Annotated in this window: 10 protein-coding genes and 1 pseudogene; all 11 read right to left on the reverse strand. The window is 43.2% G+C overall.

Going from position 1 to position 4,308, the window contains the following annotated elements; genetic code table 11:
• Nucleotides 1-25: 25 nt before the first annotated feature.
• Entirely contained in the window at nucleotides 26-184 is a 159-nt protein-coding gene (locus QT974_RS31765) for a type II toxin-antitoxin system HicB family antitoxin (protein WP_333472357.1), read from the reverse strand.
• A gap of 227 nt (nucleotides 185-411) precedes the next feature.
• A pseudogene (locus QT974_RS31770) lies at nucleotides 412-750 on the reverse strand (HNH endonuclease); the annotation flags it as partial.
• Between the two features lie 59 nt (nucleotides 751-809).
• Complete coding sequence (locus tag QT974_RS31775; RefSeq protein ID WP_333472358.1) at nucleotides 810-1,172, reverse strand: hypothetical protein; 363 nt, start codon at nucleotides 1,170-1,172, stop codon at nucleotides 810-812.
• A gap of 133 nt (nucleotides 1,173-1,305) precedes the next feature.
• Nucleotides 1,306-1,512: a type II toxin-antitoxin system HicA family toxin gene (locus QT974_RS31780; RefSeq protein ID WP_333472359.1), complete on the reverse strand. Its 207-nt coding sequence runs from the start codon at nucleotides 1,510-1,512 to the stop codon at nucleotides 1,306-1,308.
• A complete protein-coding gene (locus tag QT974_RS31785) occupies nucleotides 1,509-1,709 on the reverse strand; it encodes a type II toxin-antitoxin system HicB family antitoxin (protein WP_106146251.1) in 201 nt (66 codons plus the stop codon). The genes QT974_RS31780 and QT974_RS31785 overlap by 4 nt, the downstream gene beginning before the upstream one ends.
• Nucleotides 1,710-1,790: 81 nt before the next feature.
• Complete coding sequence (locus QT974_RS31790) at nucleotides 1,791-2,174, reverse strand: type II toxin-antitoxin system VapC family toxin (protein WP_333472360.1); 384 nt, start codon at nucleotides 2,172-2,174, stop codon at nucleotides 1,791-1,793.
• Nucleotides 2,171-2,479 (reverse strand): hypothetical protein, encoded by a 309-nt coding sequence (locus QT974_RS31795; RefSeq protein WP_333472361.1) that lies wholly within the window; start codon nucleotides 2,477-2,479, stop codon nucleotides 2,171-2,173. Before QT974_RS31795 ends, QT974_RS31790 begins: the two co-directional genes overlap by 4 nt.
• 138 nt (nucleotides 2,480-2,617) lie before the next feature.
• Nucleotides 2,618-2,956, reverse strand: a complete 339-nt coding sequence (locus QT974_RS31800; protein ID WP_333472362.1) for a type II toxin-antitoxin system RelE/ParE family toxin — start codon at nucleotides 2,954-2,956, stop codon at nucleotides 2,618-2,620.
• Nucleotides 2,940-3,203 (reverse strand): hypothetical protein, encoded by a 264-nt coding sequence (locus QT974_RS31805; RefSeq protein WP_333472363.1) that lies wholly within the window; start codon nucleotides 3,201-3,203, stop codon nucleotides 2,940-2,942. Before QT974_RS31805 ends, QT974_RS31800 begins: the two co-directional genes overlap by 17 nt.
• Before the next feature lie 108 nt (nucleotides 3,204-3,311).
• Nucleotides 3,312-3,425, reverse strand: a complete 114-nt coding sequence (locus QT974_RS31810; RefSeq protein WP_333472364.1) for an AAA family ATPase — start codon at nucleotides 3,423-3,425, stop codon at nucleotides 3,312-3,314.
• A gap of 182 nt (nucleotides 3,426-3,607) precedes the next feature.
• Nucleotides 3,608-3,967 carry a VOC family protein gene (locus QT974_RS31815; protein WP_333472365.1) on the reverse strand — a complete coding sequence of 120 codons (360 nt, stop codon included), beginning with the start codon at nucleotides 3,965-3,967 and terminating at the stop codon, nucleotides 3,608-3,610.
• Nucleotides 3,968-4,308: the final 341 nt, after the last annotated feature.

Below are 4,308 nucleotides of genomic sequence, written 5' to 3' on the forward strand. Positions count from 1 at the left end.
CTGACATCTGCGGTTTCTGTATCAATCAAAGACTTATGCAATTCAAGTCTATTACTTCACACAGGTTCGCTTGTAGCTCGTCTAAAGTTTCTGCTTGAGAATGCGCTCCACGAAAACCGGGAATATAGCCTACATACAAAGCAGTTTCATGGTCTTTCTCAACAACCGCAGTGAACGTTTTCATAAAGTTAAACTTAAAGAGCTTGATTTTTCAGCAAAACGCAACACCTTTAAGTATAACCTATCTGCAAGTAACGCCAAGAACATCGGGAAAACTAGCAAATGCTCGATCGCATTTTAGATCGTCTTGAAGTTCTGCCAAAATCATGTTCGGCGATCGTACCGAATTGAAGGGCATGAAGTATTAGGTATTGAGTATTGTGAGTTAATGATGAAGTTGAAGAATCAGTGCTACGGGAACAATCCTAAACGAATCCACAATTGTCGTGCTGCTACTTGAGCTGAACTGTTCATCTCCAAATATTCTACAGTCACTTTTCCAATTGAAGTAATTCCCGTCACCATCCCAGATTCACTATCTACCTGAAAATGATCGCTCCACAGCTCCTGTCTTGGATGAAAAAAATGAACTTCAGTATTAGAATCGGGATCAATGCCACTGATGCGGGTTCCTTTACGAAGATTGCAGGAGCGACAGGCAAGTGCTAGATTCACTTCGTTATCTACACCTCGACGAGAAATCGGGATGATATGCTCCACCTCAAACTTAAAATTGAAGATTAGCTCAGGTGCATGGCAATACTAGCAGCGATGGTTAGCTCGTGAAGCAATTGCAGTGTAGTAAGGATTCATTGACTAACTTGTTGAATGATAGCCGCTGTTCGGGCTGTTGCTGCTCTAAGTTCAGTCTCAACTAAAGTATCTAGTTCTGCTTGTTGTTCTGGCAGCAATACTGTTCCTATATCTCGTGTTTCTCGCCACAAATTCATCAACTCTGATAAACGTTTTTGTTGCTCGGTACTGAAAAATTGATCGGGAGAAAAGCTTTGAATAACCAGTAAAGCACTGAACTCTGTTTCACCTAACTGAGCGGTGAGCGCATCTAGGGCTTGTCCCGCAGTTTTGCCAACTGATTGCTGATTCCCTGCAATGGCACGATACGAATTCCCACCGCTGTCATTAGAGATTGGTAAGATTGCTACAGTTGTCATGTTTTCAATTTGCGATCGATTATCTCAAATTATAGCAAAGAGCGATCGCACTTTCCCTAGAAAAATAACGCTAGAAACTAAAAGGGCGATCCTCTTCGAGGGCTTCGCTAACGCAATGAATTGCAGGATACTGTTACAGATATTCCTCCGTAATCCCAGCATCCTTGAGAAGACTTCTTAAGATTCCAGTAGGTAAGTCTCGATTGCTATGCACAGGAATAGAGAGAATAACTGTAACATCCTCTTTTGCGTAGATATGATGGCTACCAGTGATTCTTTTTAGCTCCCAACCAGATCGCTCAACAATTTTGCAGAGTGCTTTGCCAGAAACAGATTTCATAGAGATAACTCAATTAACTGTTTATCGGGCGCAAGTTCATTTTGCTGACTGGCGACTTCCAGCCAACCCTGAACAGCATCTTCCAGCATCTCTAACAACTGTTCGTAACTCTCTCCCCATGTGTGACAACCTGGAAGTGCTGGAACGGAGCCACACCATACGCCATCTTCTTGCCAGATAATCGCCTTAATCTTCATGAGCAATCTCTCATAGCTATAATATCCGATCGATATGGATATCATACCAGAAATCACTTGCTGACACGCTCACTTACACTGCTACATAACGCTGACTGAGTAGGCACGAATTGCTCCATCTACTGTCGCAATAGTCATACCATTCTGCAAAGCTTGACAGATAAGCATTCTGTCAAATGGATCGCGATGTAATGGTGGCAGTTTAGCCAGTTGAGCTACGCTACTTTCATCAAGAGAAAGACTGACAATTTGATGAAGATCGCGCTGTTTGGGTAAATATGTTTCGGGATGTTCCGGCAGAGGTAACTTACCCAACTGATACTTGACAATTGCTTCCCAGACTGAAACTGCACTCAAATAGACCTCATTATCTGGATCGCGAATTGCATCTCGAACATCTGTTGATAACTTGATGTCACCACTGATGAACCATAAAAAGATGTGCGTATCTAGCAAAATCTTCATTTACCTTCAAATGCACTGAGGATATCTTCCGGTAAAGGAGCATCGAAATCATCTGGAACGGTAAACTCGCCTGCACACAAACCAAATGGTCGTAATTGCTTGCTGCTAGAAATAGGTCTGAGTTCTGCATACTCAGCCATTGCGGAGGCTGCAAGTTTAGCAAGAACATCGGGAGAATTCGCAAATGCTCGATCCCATTTTAGATCGTCTTGAAGTTCTTCCAAAATCATTGAGGCGATCGCATCTTGCTCGCTGGCAGGCAAGGTTTTTAATTTAGCGATCGCACGCTCCAGTAACTCAGTCATGGCTAGCACACTCTTAGAATTAAAATGGCATCTTATCTATTATTGCTTATTCCTGGCAAGTATAGAAACAAGAACAGTTAAGAGTAAAGACTAAAAGGGCGATCGATGTATAACGGCTAAGATGAGTTCATGAAAAATCTAAACTTCACCTTCTAGTTCATCCAGGTCATCTGCGGTTAAGGGCGATCGAGCGCTATGGCGGACGTACAATACATAAACCGTAGTATCTCGAATCGCAAACAAGACCCGGTAAATATTTTTGGATTTCCCATAAAGTAACTGCCGAACTTCTTCAGGAAAAATCTCGCTTTCAACTGCTAAAGAACAGCGCCGAGGTTTTTCTTGGAGTGTTGCGATTTCATTCATCAAACCTCGAAACCAGCGATCGGCAAAATCAGGATTTCGCTCTCGATACCAGCGGTAGGCTTGCTCAATTTCATTAGAGGCGATCGGGGTAATTTCAACCTGAAATGTCATATTTCTGCTGCATTTCTTGGACAAAATTTTCGATGGGGCGAGTAAGTCCGGCATTCAGTTCCTCGAAACCTTGCTGAATACCTGCAATTGTTTCCAATCGATCGATCAGTTGGCGCAGTTTAATTGGATCGATTTGGCCCGGTTCGAGAAAGGTGACGAGAACTTGAGAGCGATCGCTAATATCTTGTGGTAGCGAGGCGAGCTGAATCTGCCCATTCTGATAAATGCCTTCGATGGTTTTTAGCATGAGTTGCAGTTCGGTTAGTATTCGCTTCTATTCTAGCAACTATAGAAACAAAAACAATTAATAGTAAAGACTAAAAGGGCGATCGCATTGAATTGAAGGGCGATCGCTCTAGTAATGTTGGAAACGTCCAGCCATCATCTCATTAAGCATCTTCAAGAACGAGATAAAATTGCTCTTGCCTGCCCCATTTGCTCCAATCAGGATATTTAGGATGCAACTCAATATCTATTACCTTAATAGACTTAAATCCTTTGAGGGTTAATCTTTGTAGCCTATTCAAAAGTCAGTCTCCTAAGTCTGCGATGGTGTGTTTGCTTTTTTGCATAATGTCTAACGACCAAGCTCACCCGCCACCGGCTTCTGGCGGTCGGATGCAGCGCCTTGTTGTGCCGTTGTTAGACGAGTTAGGCTTGATTGTCTTCGCTTGTGAGTTCGGTGAATTGAAACGTGTTACCTTCGGGATCGGTAACAGCTACTCTTCGATAAATCTTTGAATCTTTTTCGACAAACTCAAATGAAATCCCTCGTTCGTTAAACTCAGCAACGTGACCATCAAGATCATCTACAATAAACGTTATCAAAGTCTTACCGGCACGCTGAGCATCACCGATTATGTACAACCATGCTTTTCCTGATAATTGCCAAACAGCTTCATTATCGTTGGGAATCATGTCGGGTTGCCGTCCCATGAGACGCTCATACCAAGCAAGTGCAGAGTGAAGGTCAGCTACTGCGACGCTGGTAAATGCTTCTTGTATAGCCAATGTCGCCTCCTTTCACTCGTCTTGACCCGTTGTGTTTGGTCTTCACGGTTCTTTCGCACGTTGTCAAGCTGCGCGCGACGGCACAAATATTAATTATACCGCAGTTGCGGTCTAACACTCCGATCGCACTCCCTGACCGCATACCCATGTTCTTTCTCAAACCCAACTCCAAATTGCTTGAGAACCAAAGTTTCCCGGATTTATCTATCAACAAAAACAGAAAACCCCCAAACCCTATTTCTAAAATGTTTTGGGGGTTTTATTCCTCGCATCAAGTTCAAATTATAACTTGCTAGGCTCGATCGCAGGTGCGCGCAGAGACACAGTTCGATCCGCAGCAG

The sequence above is a fragment of the Microcoleus sp. BM001215392 genome, from assembly GCF_036700185.1.
Classification (GTDB): Bacteria; Cyanobacteriota; Cyanobacteriia; order Cyanobacteriales; family Microcoleaceae; genus Microcoleus.